We start from the raw sequence: 13,124 nt of genomic DNA on the forward strand, positions 1-13,124 counted from the left end.
GATTCCATGCTAAGTTAAAACATAGTATACAGGTTGGTTATGACGGGATTGGTGGATAATCCCCTGTCCGGGGAAAGGGAGGCTGGAGAATGGCTAAGCCGCTGAAAGTGGATGAGGTATGGCTTACGCGGATTGCGGAGCTTTTGGATGATATAGAATTCGGGTCCCTGCATATTGTGGTACACGAAGGACAAATTGTACAGATGGAGCGGACAGAACGCAAGCGTTTTGAGAACAGTACTGCAAATGCACGTTATAGTGGAGAGGCCGGAAGCCGGCGGACCGATTCCCGTTCTGCGGGGCGAGGATAGAAGCATAATGCAAGACCTTCATTCGAAATTCGAGTGGGGGTCTTTTTTCTTGCTCCAGGATGGTGGGAATTTTTCTATAATCATTTTATATATTGTAAACGGTTAATCTGATTGGTACTATTTGTTGCATGAACAAGGGGGAGTGTATTATGCGATTAAGCGATTGGTCTGTTGATACAATTATGTATGATTTATCGGGTGGATATTTGATCCGAAAGGCGGAGCCGGAAGAATGGGGAGTATTTTGCTCTGTCTATTATAATATGCAGTACACCGGATTTTTTAGAGAAGAGGGCTTTGCCGGTTCGCGCAAAAATGCATTTTGGATTTATAAAGGGGAAACCAAAATAGGCGGAGTCAGAATGTCACCGAACGTGGTTTACCATTTATTTTTTATCCCTCCGTTTAACGACTCCTTTGAGGTATTGAAGCAACTCAAGGAACTGTTGACACATTGGTCAGATCGGACTGAGCCTATCAGGACATATGAGGTTCTTCCGGATCAGGTTCAATTATTTGCGAGGTCAGGCTTTTGGCCGGATGAGTTCAGATGCCGGTGGATGCAGCGTCCTACTGATCATTTTGAAGTGGTTTGGGATGACGATTTAAGAATTGAGAGTCCGGAAATTCTGGAAAATGGTCAAGGGACTAAGAGGTTCATTCTCGAAAATGAGATTGCCCGTTGTGATTTTGATAGCTTTCGGGGAGGTTTTGAAGCGGTCAGGCGGAAAAAGTCCTCTTTAGAGGATTTTATCCCCCATGAAGATCCTAATTATGCTAATGAAATATTAGTTCAGGCCTCCACCCTGGTATTTGATAAGAATTCAGGTCAGCTTATTGCAAATTGCCGCCTATGCCTGCAGGATAACGTAGCGGCGGTATATAGTATTGGGGTTACACCTGCCCATAGAGGAAAAGGTCTGGCTACCCGCATGTTACAAAGGGCCTTAACGATTCTGAAAGATAAATATCCTCTGCTGAGATTGTATGTTATGGAAGGTAATGATGCGGAATCTGTGTATTTTAACCTTGGGTTTATACCTGGTGTACAAGAGATACAGAATATGCGTATTCCTGAGAATTAGAAGTGGAAGAAATATGCCGATGCGCACGGAGATTGCGCCGCTGCTCATCATGTCCAAGCTGGAGCAATTCGATTATACGGGGGCAACAGCAGTAGCACTGCTGCTTCTACTGATCTCTTTTCTGATGCTGCTCGTAATCAACACTCTGCAGCGCTGGGTCCGCAAGACTTCGCGGTGAGGAGGCTTTCGAAGCCAGTTTTGTCGAAGCTGATTCAAAGAAGCTTATGCTACAGTACTGCAAATGCACGTTATAGTGGAGAGGCCGGAAGCCGGCGGACCGATTCCCGTTCTGCGGGGCGAGGATAGAAGCAAGGCTTGACATGGTAAACGCAAGAGGCACCTATCAATAAAAAGCGAAGGTCCATTCTGATTTTTTCAGAAAGATCTTCGTTTTTTCTTGCTGTCCACCTCTTTGCTCTCTCTGAAAAAGGGAGACGTATTATGTGCTGGATACCGTGTGCACCCATGCGGCGTATAACTGCCCAAGTTTCCGAAAGATCAACGGCAGTAATAAGGTTAACACTAATCCAATGCCAGCGGCTATCCAGGAGCGCTCGAACGATGACAAGTCGTACAGAAAGAGAAGCGGAGTGGTATCGGATGCGAAAAGATCAAAGGAGAACAGTCTGTCACTCACCAGATAGGCTAATGGAGACAGTAAAATCCCAAAGGCTGTAGCCGGCAGGACGATAGCCAATGTAAAACCGAGAATCCCTATGGGAAGCTGTGCTACGCTGTAGATAAGTCCCCGGTATGTTTTTCCTTGACTAAGAAGTGTGAATAACGACCTTGGGCCATCCGTGCGCAGAGGTGCTGGATCGCCTGTATGTTCAGGCTGTTGATGATCTCCGCGAATCCAGTGATTCACCACTAGTTCTTCTTGTACCATCATTCTGCGGCACGCAGCAAGTGTTGCTGCCAGCAAGGGTAAACCGATCCATAATATGATCAGAGGCAAACTTACACATATTCCCGTAACTGCAATTACAAATGCTATGATTCCTTTTGGAAGAGACTTCATAAGCAGACTCCAAGATTTCATAAAGCTTTGTTTTTTCATGGTATTATTCTCTCCCCTTTACCGATCTTTTTTCAGTATAACTGGATATTCTTGTATGAGCACTAACCCCAAGTCTGAAAATCCGCCCGACTTTGGTCCAGTCTTTTGATGCTGCGTATAAAAAACGGAAAGCCTATAGCTCGCTTGAAGGTGGGGAAGAGAAACATTTCTACTCAGCCTCTGCTCCTGAGAGGAACCGCCGGAATAGGAATACATTCAAGCCAGGCAAAAGAATCCAGATCCTCATAAGTGACCTGGACTGCAATATGCCTCGTATAGACCTTTTATCTGTGATTTCTATGCCTCCGCCCTTAGTAGCGTGGGGTGCGCCGTGGCGCGAAGATACCCTCAATAAGCAGAATGATTGCAGTAATAATGTGCATAATCCATCCGACCAAAGGGATTAAGCCGACAACCGAGGTGATCACCCCGATCACGTTCCCGATAAAAGGGCCACGCTCTTTCAACAGCAGGACTACGGCTACGACATGCAGCAAAAAGGCAACACCCAGCGGCACCCAGGCATTAGCGACAACAAAAGCGCCCCCGATTAACGGCAGTGCCAGAAAAGCCTCATAAGCAAAGGTGCCCCATTTGAACAGTTTTCCTATTGGAGTCATGATTACTTCACCAAACCTTTCCACATCATAATATGATCTTATTCCAAAGTTACCCACGAGCATGGGCTTAGAATATTCGCAGCTTGCAAGTACGCTTATAAGAACAGGTTCTCTGAGTCATTGTACGTCGCACCACGGATAATGTTTCAACTCAGTGTGTATGGGATAGGCGTTCTTGCTTGGCAGTGGTGAGGTCATATATATTGGTAACAGAATAGCAGCCAGGATTTGCAGGTACTGTTCATCATGCCTGATTCGCAGAGAATGTTCCTGCGGCGCTAATATAGGGTAACCGTTTGGAAATACAGCAGGAGAAAGGGAGGCATTCAGGATATGGATGTTGTAGTTTTTGGGGCAACAGGAACGATTGGCAGAGCTATTGTGCAAGAAGCGTTAAAAAGAAAACATGAGGTCACCGCCGTAGTCCGGAATCCGGCCTCTTTAGAGCTGGAGCATGAGCGTCTGCATGTGGCCACCGCCGATATTCTGGACCCGGCGACGGTAGCGGAGGCAGTGCGCGGACATGAAGAGGTGATCAGCGCCTTTGGCCCCGCTGCCGGGCGGGAGAATGACCTGGTGCGTGCGGCTGAGAGTCTGCTGGAGGGTCTGCAGGCTGCCGGTCTTCAGCGGCTGCTTGTGGTTGGCGGAGCTGGAAGTCTGAAGACGGAGTCGGGTGAATGGCTCATGGATTCGCCGGGATTCCCGGAGAAGTTCCGTCCGCTTGCGGAAGCTCATGGACATGCCTATGAAATCTATAGCGGCTCTGCGCTCGATTATACGTACATCAGCCCGCCGGCCACGATCCGCCCGGGCCGCCGCACAGGACAGTTCCGTATCGGCCTGGACCGGCTGGTGGTGGATGAGAACGGGGACAGCAGTATCAGCGTGGAGGATTTTGCCGTAGCTGTTGTTGACGAACTGGAAGAGGGGAACTTCAGCCGCAACCGGTTTACGGTTGGGTATTAAGAGGTTTATAAGCTAACCCTGCAGCACCCGCTCTATAAATAAGAGGCCTTCCGTGACCGGAGGGCTTTTTGTTGAAAGATAAGAATTGTATGCTGAAAACGAAGTAGCTAAAAAGGGGGTTGGGCTATGTATGTGGTAACTGCTGAGGAAATGCGGGAGCTGGACCGGCAGACCATTGAGCGGCTGGGTATTCCTGCAATCGCGCTGATGGAAAATGCCGGCAGGGCCATTGCGGAGGAGATCATCCGGTTCTGCCGGTACCAAGCCGGCGGAGGCGGTACCCCTGCTGCTTGGAATCAGGCAGGCGGAGCAAGCGAAGCTGCGGGTACGCGCGAGCTGGAGCGGGGAGATGCCGGCGCTGCGGGCAGGAGCCGGAACGGCGGAGCATATGGTCCAGGCGGACGGGGTGACGCCGGGGCACTGGGAAGCGGCGGCCCAGGGGTCCAGCCGCCGGGGTTCTCGGTCAGCGGCGATGCCGCGCTGACCTTGGAGCATGCCGGCGCCGAGCACTGGCTCGTGCTGGTCGGCAAAGGCAATAACGGCGGCGACGGCCTCGCCGCCGCCAGGCATCTGCGTGAGGCGGGTATCGCCGTCACGCTGGTGTATGCGGCCGCGCCGGAGTCGCTGGCCGGCGAAGCCGCGCTGCAGCAGAATGCTGCTGCAGCCATGGGCCTGCCCGCAGCAGTCTACGGCCGGGACCGGGTGGACTTTGCCGCATGCAGCGGCATCCTGGATGCGCTGCTCGGCACCGGCAGCGCGGGAGCCCCGCGCGGTGCCTATGCGGAGCTGATTGCCGCCGCGAACGGCAGCGGCAAACCGATTGTGTCCGCAGACATCCCGAGCGGGCTGGATGCGGACACAGGCCGGGCGCATGAGCCTTACATTCATGCGGCAGTGACGGTCTGCCTCGCGTTCCTGAAGCGCGGGCTGCTGCAGTATCCCGGCGCAGCGAGCGCCGGGCAGGTGGTGGTCCGCTCCATCGGCATCCCGGCTGCCTTGGCCCGGGAGAGCGGCGTCCCGGCCAGCCTGCTGACGCCGGAGGTGCTAAGGACACGTCTGCAGGTCGACGTGTCGCGCCGCCGTTCGCCGGAGGGCCACAAGGGCACTTACGGGCATGTCCTGGTGGCGGCAGGAACCTTAAGCATGAGCGGCGCTGGCCTGCTCGCTTCCCGCGCTGCGCTGCGCGCCGGCTGCGGCCTGGTGACTTGGGCGCTGCCTACGATGCTGCTTCCCTATGTCATCGGAGCGGCCCCGGAGCTGATGCTGGCAGCGGCCGGGGGAGAGAACGGAGCCTGGAGCGCCGGGACTGCCGCCGAAGTGCTGCGGCTCAGCAGCGGAAGAGATGTCACTGCCGTAGGACCGGGGCTTGGCCGGTTTGAAGGCGACGGGGAATGGCTGCGTGCGCTGTGGGAAGGCATCGAAGCCCCTCTCGTCATCGATGCCGATGCGCTGAACATTCTGGCGGACAGTGAGTACGGCTCCTGGGCAAGCCGCCGCCATCCGGTGATCCTGACACCTCATCCGGGGGAAATGGCCCGGCTGGCCCGGCTATCCACGGCTGAGGTGCAGCGGGACCGGATCGGTCTGGCGCTTACTTATGCCCGGGAGCACGGGGTTACCCTCGTGCTCAAAGGAGCCCATACAGTCATCGCAACACCTGAAGGTGAGGCTTATGTGAATATCACGGGCCATCCGGGTATGGGAACCGGCGGTGTGGGCGATGTGCTGACCGGCATCATTGCCGGATTGCTCGCACAGGGGCTGAATGCCGTGCAGGCAGCGGCCTTTGGGGTCTATCTGCACGGGCTGGCGGGTGAGAGAGCGGTCCGCCTGCGCCATGATCCGGCGGCGCTGACCGCCGGGGATATCATCGAGGCGCTCTGAGCCCGGAGGGCAGGGCGGTGTTATACGTTTGCAAGGCTCTAACGGTGCTGGGGTGTTCACAACACATCCCAACTCACTGTGCATTCGCGATGCGCAAATGCAGCCAAGCGGGGGGACATTCCCCCTAAGCGCAGCTTAGAACAGCACCAGGCAGAGCAGCGGGACAAACAGGGCAAATACCGGTAGCAGGAGCGGCTGCCGCTCTCCGGCCAGCTGTGCAAGCCGGAACAGCAGCAGAGCAAAAATTCCGCCGATGCCGCAGGTTACCGCATCCCCTCCCTGTTCCGAGGCGATCCACAGGCCTGCGCCATAGCCGGCGGCCGCGTACAGGAGGAGAGCCGGGACGAGCGAAGTGGAGCGGAACACGCGCAGCAACGCATCCGCGACCAGCGCAGCCGGCAGTCCGTAGGCATAGATGGCGTAAGGCACTGAGGTTGGCCAGCCTTCCGGGATGCCATCGGTATGCGGGAATCCCAGCATCACGAGGGAGACCAGCATAAATGTCAAACCGGCGGCAGACAGTTTAGTTAATGCGTACATCCCTGCACTTAGACGGACGGACGGAAGATTGTAATCCTTTATCTTGTTCATTTATTTAACATCCTTTCAGGGAAGTGAACACGGCTGCCGGGATCATCCATCCCTCCGGCGGCTGTTAGCTTGTAACCATGTCCCCTCCATTAACATGAATACAGGTTCCGGTGACATAAGAAGAATCGGGACCCGCTAAATAGACATAGGCTCCAGCCAGCTCATAGGGCTGGGCAGCCCGCTTGAATGGGGTGTCGCTACCAAAAACGCTGGTCTCTTCAGCGGAAAAGCTGGAAGGAATCAACGGGGTCCATACGGGTCCGGGAGCCACGCTGTTCACACGGATCCCCTGATCGGCCAGCGACAGGGCGAGCGAGCGGGTGAACGAGACAATCGCGCCTTTGGTAGATGAATAATCGATAAGGTCTTTTTTTCCCTGATAAGCCGTAATAGAAGCTGTATTGATGATCGTTGCCCCGCGTTCCATATGCGGAAGTGCAGCCTGTGTCAGGAAAAAGAACGGGAAAATATTCGTGCGGTACGTCTCGTAGAGCTGTGCTTCCGAGATATCCAGAAGGCTCTGCTGCGGATACTGCACACCATGATTGTTGACCAGGATGTCCATTTTGCCGAAGGTCTGCACGGTATGTTCCACCGCCTGAGTACAGTTTGCTTTATACCGTAAATCCGTCTGAATCCTCAGGCAGCGTTGCCCCAGCTCTTCAATACGCCGCTGCGTGACTTCCGCATCCGAAGCTTCGTATAAGTAGGCAATGACGACGTCGGCCCCTTCTTTGGCAAAAGCGATCGCAGCGGCTTTACCGATCCCGCTGTCTCCGCCTGTGATGAGTGCCACTTTGCCGCTCAGCTTCCCGCTGCCGCGGCTCTCCGGGTTCTCGCTGATGGGCCGGGGCTGCATCAGACTCTCCAGGCCCGGCTGGCGGTCCTGGTGCTGCGGGGGAAAGCTTATAGGCTGCACACGGCAGACCGTACGTTCCCCGTAATAGGGGTAAACAGGATTCATTAGCGACACTCCTCAGGTGCGTTCTGGTTTCCTGTATATTTTTATGCATGCGCCCAGAAAAGCGTGCGACTCTGCTGTCCACTGGTTCACAGAAGATAAGAAACCGATTATCAAAGTTGCTGCACCTGGGGAATTGGGATGATAGATTAATAGGATCAGCGGGTACAACAGGAGGTGAAGCGATGCTGGAGAATAACGGCGGTTCTGGCCGAGCTGAGGAGCAGCAGGGCAACGAAGTGCTGAGAGAGGTCCGGCGTTTATTGCGTGAGCTGCGCATCATGGAGCTGCTGGCGGAATATCATCCGCTACTGGCGGGAACGGTCCCCTTGGGCATTCAGGTGGAGGGCAGTGATCTGGATATCATTTGTGAGGTGCATGATTCCCGGCGTTTTATCGCTGAGGCCCGAAGTCATTTCGGTCAGTTGGAGGAGTTCTGTGCGGTCACCCGTACGGTAGAGGGGATCATCCGCACTAAGATTAATTTCCGGGCAGGCGGGTGGCCGGTCGAGCTGTTTGGCCAGCCCTTGGCCACGGAGAAGCAGAATGCCTGGCTGCATATGCAGGTGGAAGGACGGATACTGAGCCTGTTGGGGAACGGCTTTCGAGAAAGTGTGCTCTCTCTGAAGTCCGGAGGCATGAAGACAGAGCCCGCTTTTGCCAAGCTGCTAAGGCTGGAAGGCGATCCCTACGAGGCTATGCTGTCTCTTGGCAGACTGACTCTGGAAGAGCTCGCCGTAATATGCCAACGTGCTTATCCATACATACTAAATCCAAATGGAGATGGGGAGAGAGAATGAACTACAGACCCATGATTGCCGATGATTATGAAGCCGCATATCAGTTATGGGAGAATACGCCGGGAATGAACCTAAGCGCTGCGGATTCCCGGGAAGAAATTCTCCGCTATCTGGAGCGTAACCCCGGAATGAGCCAGGTCTGCGAGTACGAAGACGGCACGCTTGCGGGTACGGCGTTGTGCGGACATGACGGACGCAGGGGATATATGTATCATGTCGCGGTCAGCGGAGACAGCCGCGGCAGGGGAATCGGCCGTGGAATGGTTTCGCGTTGTCTGGACAAACTGCTGCAGGAGGGTGTCGACAAATGTCATCTGATGGTGATTGAGGGTAACAGCCCCGGCCGCAGCTTCTGGGCTGGGATCGGGTGGCAGGAACGGGAGGGTATTCTCCTGTTCTCCCGGAATACTCTTCACGTAACAGATAATGTCATGGTGTAGCTTTTACGCGGCTGCAGTATAATATAGAAGTGAAGTATATTGTCGAATTTTGATAGGTGGAGATCTGAACAATGCGGTTCAAAGATGTATTCTCAATTATCGGTCCGGCCATGGTCGGGCCTTCCAGTTCGCATACAGCAGGCGCGGCGAGGATCGGCAGGGCTGCCCGGCAGGTGCTGGGTGAGCCGGCTTCTGAGGCTGAGGTGACTTTCTTCGGCTCTTTTGCTGCGACGTATCAAGGGCATGGGACAGACCGGGCGATTGCCGGGGGGCTGCTGGATTTTGCTACGGACGACTCCCGTCTGCCCGATTCTATCGAGCTCGCAGAAGAGGCCGGGATGGCTATTTCCTTCGGTCAGGGAACGGGGCTGTTCCCTCATCCCAATACAGTACGGCTGCGTTTGACGGGTGCTCGGACAGGTACGGAATTAGCGCTGACCGGAATATCCATCGGCGGCGGAAATATCGAAATTGTTGATATTGACGGATTCGGAGTGAAGCTTACAGGAATGTATCCCACGGTGCTGATTCATCATATGGATTACCTGGGGGTGCTCGCCAGTGTTACGGATGTCATGCGCAGGGGCCAGTTCAATATCGGGCATATGTCGCTGGACCGGAAAAACCGCAGCGGTGCGGCTCTGACGGTGCTGGAGCTGGATGAAGCTGCGACGCCGGAGCTGCTGCATGAGCTGAGTGCTCTGCCTGCCGTCCAATCCGTCAAAGTGGTGGATCTGAATGAAACTCTGCAAGAACAGAAAGGGAAGGACAACACACGATGAATTTTCAAACCTTAAGCCAGCTGGCTGTATTATGCGAAGAACGGGGAATGGGTATCGGCGCCTTGATGCTGGAGGAGCAGAGCGAAGAATCCGGACGGTCCAGGGAACAGGAATTTGCTACCATGAGCCAGTATTATGGCGTGATGAAAGAAGCCGTCCACCGCGGCATGACTGAGGATACCACTTCGCGCAGCGGGCTGACCGGTCTGGACGCCCAGCGGGTCGCCGCCTACAACGCAGCGGATGAGCCTTGTCTTGGCGGACCTGCCGGTCAGGCTATGGCCTATGCGCTGGCTGTATCGGAGGTCAATGCGTCCATGGGACGCATTATCGCCACACCGACAGCCGGCTCCTGCGGAATTATTCCCGGCGTCTTTCTGAGCTGCCAGGAGCGTTTCGGCTGGGATGATGACTATATGGTATCCGGTCTGTTCGCCGCCGGAGCCATAGGGTATGTGATTGCCAATAATTCGTTTGTCTCCGGTGCGGAGGGCGGTTGCCAGGCCGAGGTTGGCTCGGCTATCGGAATGGCAGCGGGAGCACTCACTGAACTGCGCGGAGGAACCCCGGCGCAAGCGGTGCATGCCGTTGGCCTCGCGCTCAAAAATACACTGGGGCTGATCTGTGACCCTGTTGGCGGACTTGTGGAGATTCCCTGCATCGTGCGCAACGGCTTCGGAGCCGTTACGGCGCTGGCCGCCGCCGATATGGCATTGGCCGGGGTGCGTAGCGTGATTCCATCCGACGAGGTCATCAAGGTCATGCTTGAGGTTGGCTCGGCCATGCCGGAGAAGCACCGGGAGACGGCTGGGGGCGGACTGGCCCAGACCCCAACCGGGCGGAAGATTATGAAGGATCTGAAGAATAAGAAATAGTGCGCAGCTTGTATTATGGACATCGGAAGCATATGCGCTCGTCTGGGAATCAGAGCATATGGAACCTTTCGAGCTGCTCCCATTGCCCTTCCTGCCGGAGAATTTCCGGCTGCTTCGGTCCCATAAGATCGAAATGCGGGAAAGGTTTGCGGTTATGAATGTACCGGGACGGCAGCCCATGCTGCTCGCACCAGCTGTGCAGGCGGTCCAGATTGCTGCAGCCGACTTTGGTTACTGTGGTCATCCCCGGAAATCGCGGGTCCAGCCAATAATGGGTCAGGAAGGCGATCTCTCCTGCGGAGACCGCCTGTTTCCAGCGGGTCAATTCTGCTCTATTAATACCGAAGGCCATTGTTGTCTCATCCTTATCCTTAATCTGAAATATAGTAACTCCATTATAACTTAAGAAAGGGGAGTGCATCATGAACGGACAAGTTAGAGCGGATATCCGTGCCGGGCTTGAGGTGGATATTGTGCTGAAGCAGGATCAGGCTACCGGCAAACTTACGCATGGCGTAGTCAAAGATATATTAACCAACTCGCCCCGCCATCCGCACGGTATCAAGGTACGGCTGGCTGACGGTCAAGTCGGACGGGTCAAACATATTACGTAAACTACAGTAGCGCTCCCGGCCCTTGGCTGCCGTTCTCATGAACAGCATATTCCTGAGCCGGGAGCGATTTTTTTACCGCCCCATAAATTCCTCCACATACTGGTCAGCTTTGGTCTGGTTGCAGAGGTTGCAGGCGCAGACGCAGTTGTCCGGCGTAGTGTGGCCTCCTTTGGCACGCGGCAGCAAATGATCAATGGTATCTCCGTACAAGCCGCAGAAATGGCAGGTATAATTGTCCCTGGTCAGAATAAATGCGCGGAAATCCTTATTACTGTATATTCTGCGGATTGTGCGGCGGTTTACCACTACAGCGGCATGCTCTCTGACGAGTATTACGGCAAGCTCCAGGTCGATTTCCTGATGCCAGCGCCGGCCCTTGTCGCTGTGGCCCCTCATGAGAATCATGCCTTTGGATGACGGGATGAGTGCAGATGCATCCTGAGGATCTGGCTTCGGTCCTCTAATCTGTGGAGCCTTACGACGGGGGTCGGCCCCGCGTGGCCGGGCTTTGCCCTTGATCCCGTGTGCCGGAGGGGCTGCATGGCCTTCCTTGGAGCGTTCCGGCGGGGAAGCCTTATGAGCTCCAGGCACAGCGGACTTGGAAGTTGAAGCAGCCGGGGCCGGGGGGAGCGGATACCGCGTAAGCACGAGCGTATCGGTCAATCCGGAATCGGAGATCACGGTGGCTGCAGTCACTGCGGCTATTTTTCCCCGCACAGCAGGCTTGGGTTTATGCGCCAGAAGCTCCTTGCGGCACTCCCGGCAGGCACCGCGGCGGGACTGGCCTTTGGAGCGCTTGCCTGTGCGCCTGCGGAATTCAGTTAGAGGTTTATACTGCTGGCAGTAGGCGCACTGTTTGGTTAATGGCTGATGGATATCGGTCATAGGTATGTGTGGAAGGCCGTCATAATCGCCTGTCCAGTCCCCTTCTTTTTATGGTAGCTTTAGTATAGCGCAAAGTGCGGTGAATCACACAGCAGGCAGGGTAAGGTGCAGATCTCCTAATTTCTGCTGGACGGCGGCGCCCAAAGGCGTTAGAATGGCAGTGAATATAAAAGGGCTTTCATTTGGGGCCGGCGGGAGTGAACCGGATTGACAACGATTTATGATATTGCCAAAAAAACCGGCTACTCGCCAACCACAGTGTCCAAGGCGTTCAATAATTATTCCGATGTGCGGGAGAAGACCCGCCAGGACATTCTGCGGGCGGCTCAGGAAATGGGGTATTTGCCCAACTCGCATGCCCGAACCTTGACCACCAAGAAGTCATGGACTATCGGTGTGCTGTTTGTGGAGGAGACCGGTGCGGGGATCCGCCATCCATTTTTCAGTGCGGTCATTGAGAGTTTCAAGCAGGTTGCGGTAGCCAAAGGCTATGCGCTGATGTTTATTTCCAAGGATGTTGGCGGCAAGCAAAGCGGATATCTGGAGAATTGCCGGATTCGCGGGGTGGATGGGGTTGTGGTCTTCCTATCCGACTATGACGACCCTTATTTTCTGGAACTGCTCGAAAGTGATATTCCTACGGTTATTCTGGACTATGATACGGCGCAGTCGCATACGGTGTGCTCGGATAATATGGCAGGAGCGCAGCTGGCAGTGAATTACCTGGCGGCTTTGGGTCACCGGAAGATTGCCCATATTTCCGGAGGCGGGAACTCCTTTCCGGGAAGCCAGCGCGAGTTGGGATATATAGCGGCCATGGAGCTGCAGGGGCTTGAGGTGCGGGACGGCTACATCACTGAGGGAGCTTTTTTTTCAAGGGAAAGCGGTTATGCTGCAATGCTGAAGCTGCTTGAGCTAGCGGATCGTCCGACGGCTGTGTTTGCTTCGGGTGATCTGCTGGCACTGGGCGCGGTGATGGCAGCCAAAGATAAGGGCTTCTCTGTACCCTCAGATATTTCAGTCATCGGGTATGATGATATCGAGCTTGCTGCCTATGTATCGCCTGCACTGACGACCATCCGGCAGGATACGGAAAAGCTCGGGACCCGGGCGGCGGAGATTCTGCTCGCTTCCATCGACGGTAAAGGACAAGCGAAGGAAGCGCTGATGCTTCCTGTAGAGGTAGTGGTGCGGGACTCCTGCGCGCCGCTGGGCGGGCAATAAAGAGGTTCCGCCGGGCGCGCATTTTT

At 55.0% G+C, this 13,124-nt stretch carries 16 protein-coding genes and 1 pseudogene; 11 read left to right on the forward strand and 6 right to left on the reverse strand.

Annotated elements, in window-relative coordinates:
• Positions 1-89: 89 nt before the first annotated feature.
• The 3 genes and pseudogenes from A3844_RS13610 to A3844_RS13620 form a co-directional block, all read left to right on the forward strand.
• Entirely contained in the window at positions 90-311 is a 222-nt protein-coding gene (locus A3844_RS13610; RefSeq protein ID WP_074107663.1) for a YezD family protein, read from the forward strand.
• A 149-nt stretch (positions 312-460) separates the two neighbouring features.
• Entirely contained in the window at positions 461-1,396 is a 936-nt protein-coding gene (locus tag A3844_RS13615; RefSeq protein WP_074107664.1) for a GNAT family N-acetyltransferase, read from the forward strand.
• A gap of 10 nt (positions 1,397-1,406) precedes the next feature.
• Positions 1,407-1,574 (forward strand): annotated as a pseudogene (locus A3844_RS13620) (sulfate ABC transporter permease subunit CysT); the annotation flags it as partial.
• A gap of 261 nt (positions 1,575-1,835) precedes the next feature.
• On the opposite strand, the gene A3844_RS13625 reads toward A3844_RS13620, so the two are convergent.
• Both A3844_RS13625 and A3844_RS13630 read right to left on the reverse strand, forming a co-directional pair.
• Positions 1,836-2,456, reverse strand: a complete 621-nt coding sequence (locus tag A3844_RS13625; protein ID WP_074107665.1) for a sensor domain-containing protein — start codon at positions 2,454-2,456, stop codon at positions 1,836-1,838.
• A 311-nt stretch (positions 2,457-2,767) separates the two neighbouring features.
• Positions 2,768-3,076: a hypothetical protein gene (locus A3844_RS13630; protein ID WP_074101757.1), complete on the reverse strand. Its 309-nt coding sequence runs from the start codon at positions 3,074-3,076 to the stop codon at positions 2,768-2,770.
• Between the two features lie 333 nt (positions 3,077-3,409).
• On the opposite strand from A3844_RS13630, the gene A3844_RS13635 reads away from it, so the two are divergent.
• Together A3844_RS13635 and A3844_RS13640 are read left to right on the forward strand one after the other, a co-directional pair.
• On the forward strand, positions 3,410-4,042 hold the full coding sequence (locus tag A3844_RS13635) for an NAD(P)-dependent oxidoreductase (protein WP_074086694.1): 633 nt from the start codon (positions 3,410-3,412) through the stop codon (positions 4,040-4,042).
• Between the two features lie 126 nt (positions 4,043-4,168).
• Positions 4,169-5,926 (forward strand): bifunctional ADP-dependent NAD(P)H-hydrate dehydratase/NAD(P)H-hydrate epimerase, encoded by a 1,758-nt coding sequence (locus A3844_RS13640; protein ID WP_074107666.1) that lies wholly within the window; start codon positions 4,169-4,171, stop codon positions 5,924-5,926.
• A gap of 135 nt (positions 5,927-6,061) precedes the next feature.
• Here A3844_RS13640 and A3844_RS13645 read toward each other — a convergent pair whose 3' ends face one another.
• Complete coding sequence (locus tag A3844_RS13645) at positions 6,062-6,517, reverse strand: hypothetical protein (RefSeq protein ID WP_074086696.1); 456 nt, start codon at positions 6,515-6,517, stop codon at positions 6,062-6,064.
• A gap of 64 nt (positions 6,518-6,581) precedes the next feature.
• Positions 6,582-7,481 carry an SDR family oxidoreductase gene (locus A3844_RS13650; RefSeq protein ID WP_074107667.1) on the reverse strand — a complete coding sequence of 300 codons (900 nt, stop codon included), beginning with the start codon at positions 7,479-7,481 and terminating at the stop codon, positions 6,582-6,584.
• Between the two features lie 182 nt (positions 7,482-7,663).
• Between A3844_RS13650 and A3844_RS13655 the strand changes: the two genes are divergently transcribed.
• The 4 genes from A3844_RS13655 (at position 7,664) to sdaAA (ending at position 10,375) form a co-directional block, all read left to right on the forward strand.
• Positions 7,664-8,278: a DUF4269 domain-containing protein gene (locus A3844_RS13655; RefSeq protein WP_074101762.1), complete on the forward strand. Its 615-nt coding sequence runs from the start codon at positions 7,664-7,666 to the stop codon at positions 8,276-8,278.
• On the forward strand, positions 8,275-8,718 hold the full coding sequence (locus A3844_RS13660; RefSeq protein ID WP_074101763.1) for a GNAT family N-acetyltransferase: 444 nt from the start codon (positions 8,275-8,277) through the stop codon (positions 8,716-8,718). The genes A3844_RS13655 and A3844_RS13660 overlap by 4 nt, the downstream gene beginning before the upstream one ends.
• A gap of 71 nt (positions 8,719-8,789) precedes the next feature.
• Complete coding sequence (sdaAB, locus tag A3844_RS13665; protein WP_074107668.1) at positions 8,790-9,500, forward strand: L-serine ammonia-lyase, iron-sulfur-dependent subunit beta; 711 nt, start codon at positions 8,790-8,792, stop codon at positions 9,498-9,500.
• Positions 9,497-10,375 carry an L-serine ammonia-lyase, iron-sulfur-dependent, subunit alpha gene (sdaAA, locus tag A3844_RS13670; protein WP_074086700.1) on the forward strand — a complete coding sequence of 293 codons (879 nt, stop codon included), beginning with the start codon at positions 9,497-9,499 and terminating at the stop codon, positions 10,373-10,375. The genes sdaAB and sdaAA overlap by 4 nt, the downstream gene beginning before the upstream one ends.
• A gap of 49 nt (positions 10,376-10,424) precedes the next feature.
• Here the strand turns inward: sdaAA and A3844_RS13675 are convergent, their stop codons facing one another.
• On the reverse strand, positions 10,425-10,727 hold the full coding sequence (locus A3844_RS13675; RefSeq protein WP_074086701.1) for a hypothetical protein: 303 nt from the start codon (positions 10,725-10,727) through the stop codon (positions 10,425-10,427).
• 70 nt (positions 10,728-10,797) lie between these two features.
• On the opposite strand from A3844_RS13675, the gene A3844_RS13680 reads away from it, so the two are divergent.
• Positions 10,798-10,989, forward strand: coding sequence for a YwbE family protein (locus A3844_RS13680; protein WP_020426781.1), 192 nt, complete (start codon positions 10,798-10,800; stop codon positions 10,987-10,989).
• Positions 10,990-11,061: 72 nt separating this feature from the next.
• Here A3844_RS13680 and A3844_RS33445 read toward each other — a convergent pair whose 3' ends face one another.
• Positions 11,062-11,874 carry an HNH endonuclease signature motif containing protein gene (locus A3844_RS33445; RefSeq protein WP_074107669.1) on the reverse strand — a complete coding sequence of 271 codons (813 nt, stop codon included), beginning with the start codon at positions 11,872-11,874 and terminating at the stop codon, positions 11,062-11,064.
• Positions 11,875-12,081: 207 nt separating this feature from the next.
• Here A3844_RS33445 and A3844_RS13690 point away from each other — a divergent pair, with 207 nt between their 5' ends.
• Complete coding sequence (locus A3844_RS13690) at positions 12,082-13,098, forward strand: LacI family DNA-binding transcriptional regulator (protein ID WP_074107670.1); 1,017 nt, start codon at positions 12,082-12,084, stop codon at positions 13,096-13,098.
• Positions 13,099-13,124: the final 26 nt, after the last annotated feature.

This window comes from Paenibacillus helianthi (assembly GCF_001909055.1).
GTDB lineage: Bacteria > Bacillota > Bacilli > Paenibacillales > Paenibacillaceae > Paenibacillus_AQ > Paenibacillus_AQ helianthi.

Bases quoted from the DNA above. Each gene is read 5' to 3' on its own strand.
- A3844_RS13610 (WP_074107663.1), top strand. From the start codon at position 90: ATGGCTAAGCCGCTGAAAGTGGATGAGGTATGGCTTACGCGGATTGCG.
- A3844_RS13615 (WP_074107664.1), top strand. From the start codon at position 461: ATGCGATTAAGCGATTGGTCTGTTGATACAATTATGTATGATTTATCG.
- A3844_RS13625 (WP_074107665.1), bottom strand. From the start codon at position 2,456: ATGAAAAAACAAAGCTTTATGAAATCTTGGAGTCTGCTTATGAAGTCT.
- A3844_RS13630 (WP_074101757.1), bottom strand. From the start codon at position 3,076: ATGACTCCAATAGGAAAACTGTTCAAATGGGGCACCTTTGCTTATGAG.
- A3844_RS13635 (WP_074086694.1), top strand. From the start codon at position 3,410: ATGGATGTTGTAGTTTTTGGGGCAACAGGAACGATTGGCAGAGCTATT.
- A3844_RS13640 (WP_074107666.1), top strand. From the start codon at position 4,169: ATGTATGTGGTAACTGCTGAGGAAATGCGGGAGCTGGACCGGCAGACC.
- A3844_RS13645 (WP_074086696.1), bottom strand. From the start codon at position 6,517: ATGAACAAGATAAAGGATTACAATCTTCCGTCCGTCCGTCTAAGTGCA.
- A3844_RS13650 (WP_074107667.1), bottom strand. From the start codon at position 7,481: ATGAATCCTGTTTACCCCTATTACGGGGAACGTACGGTCTGCCGTGTG.
- A3844_RS13655 (WP_074101762.1), top strand. From the start codon at position 7,664: ATGCTGGAGAATAACGGCGGTTCTGGCCGAGCTGAGGAGCAGCAGGGC.
- A3844_RS13660 (WP_074101763.1), top strand. From the start codon at position 8,275: ATGAACTACAGACCCATGATTGCCGATGATTATGAAGCCGCATATCAG.
- sdaAB (WP_074107668.1), top strand. From the start codon at position 8,790: ATGCGGTTCAAAGATGTATTCTCAATTATCGGTCCGGCCATGGTCGGG.
- sdaAA (WP_074086700.1), top strand. From the start codon at position 9,497: ATGAATTTTCAAACCTTAAGCCAGCTGGCTGTATTATGCGAAGAACGG.
- A3844_RS13675 (WP_074086701.1), bottom strand. From the start codon at position 10,727: ATGGCCTTCGGTATTAATAGAGCAGAATTGACCCGCTGGAAACAGGCG.
- A3844_RS13680 (WP_020426781.1), top strand. From the start codon at position 10,798: ATGAACGGACAAGTTAGAGCGGATATCCGTGCCGGGCTTGAGGTGGAT.
- A3844_RS33445 (WP_074107669.1), bottom strand. From the start codon at position 11,874: ATGACCGATATCCATCAGCCATTAACCAAACAGTGCGCCTACTGCCAG.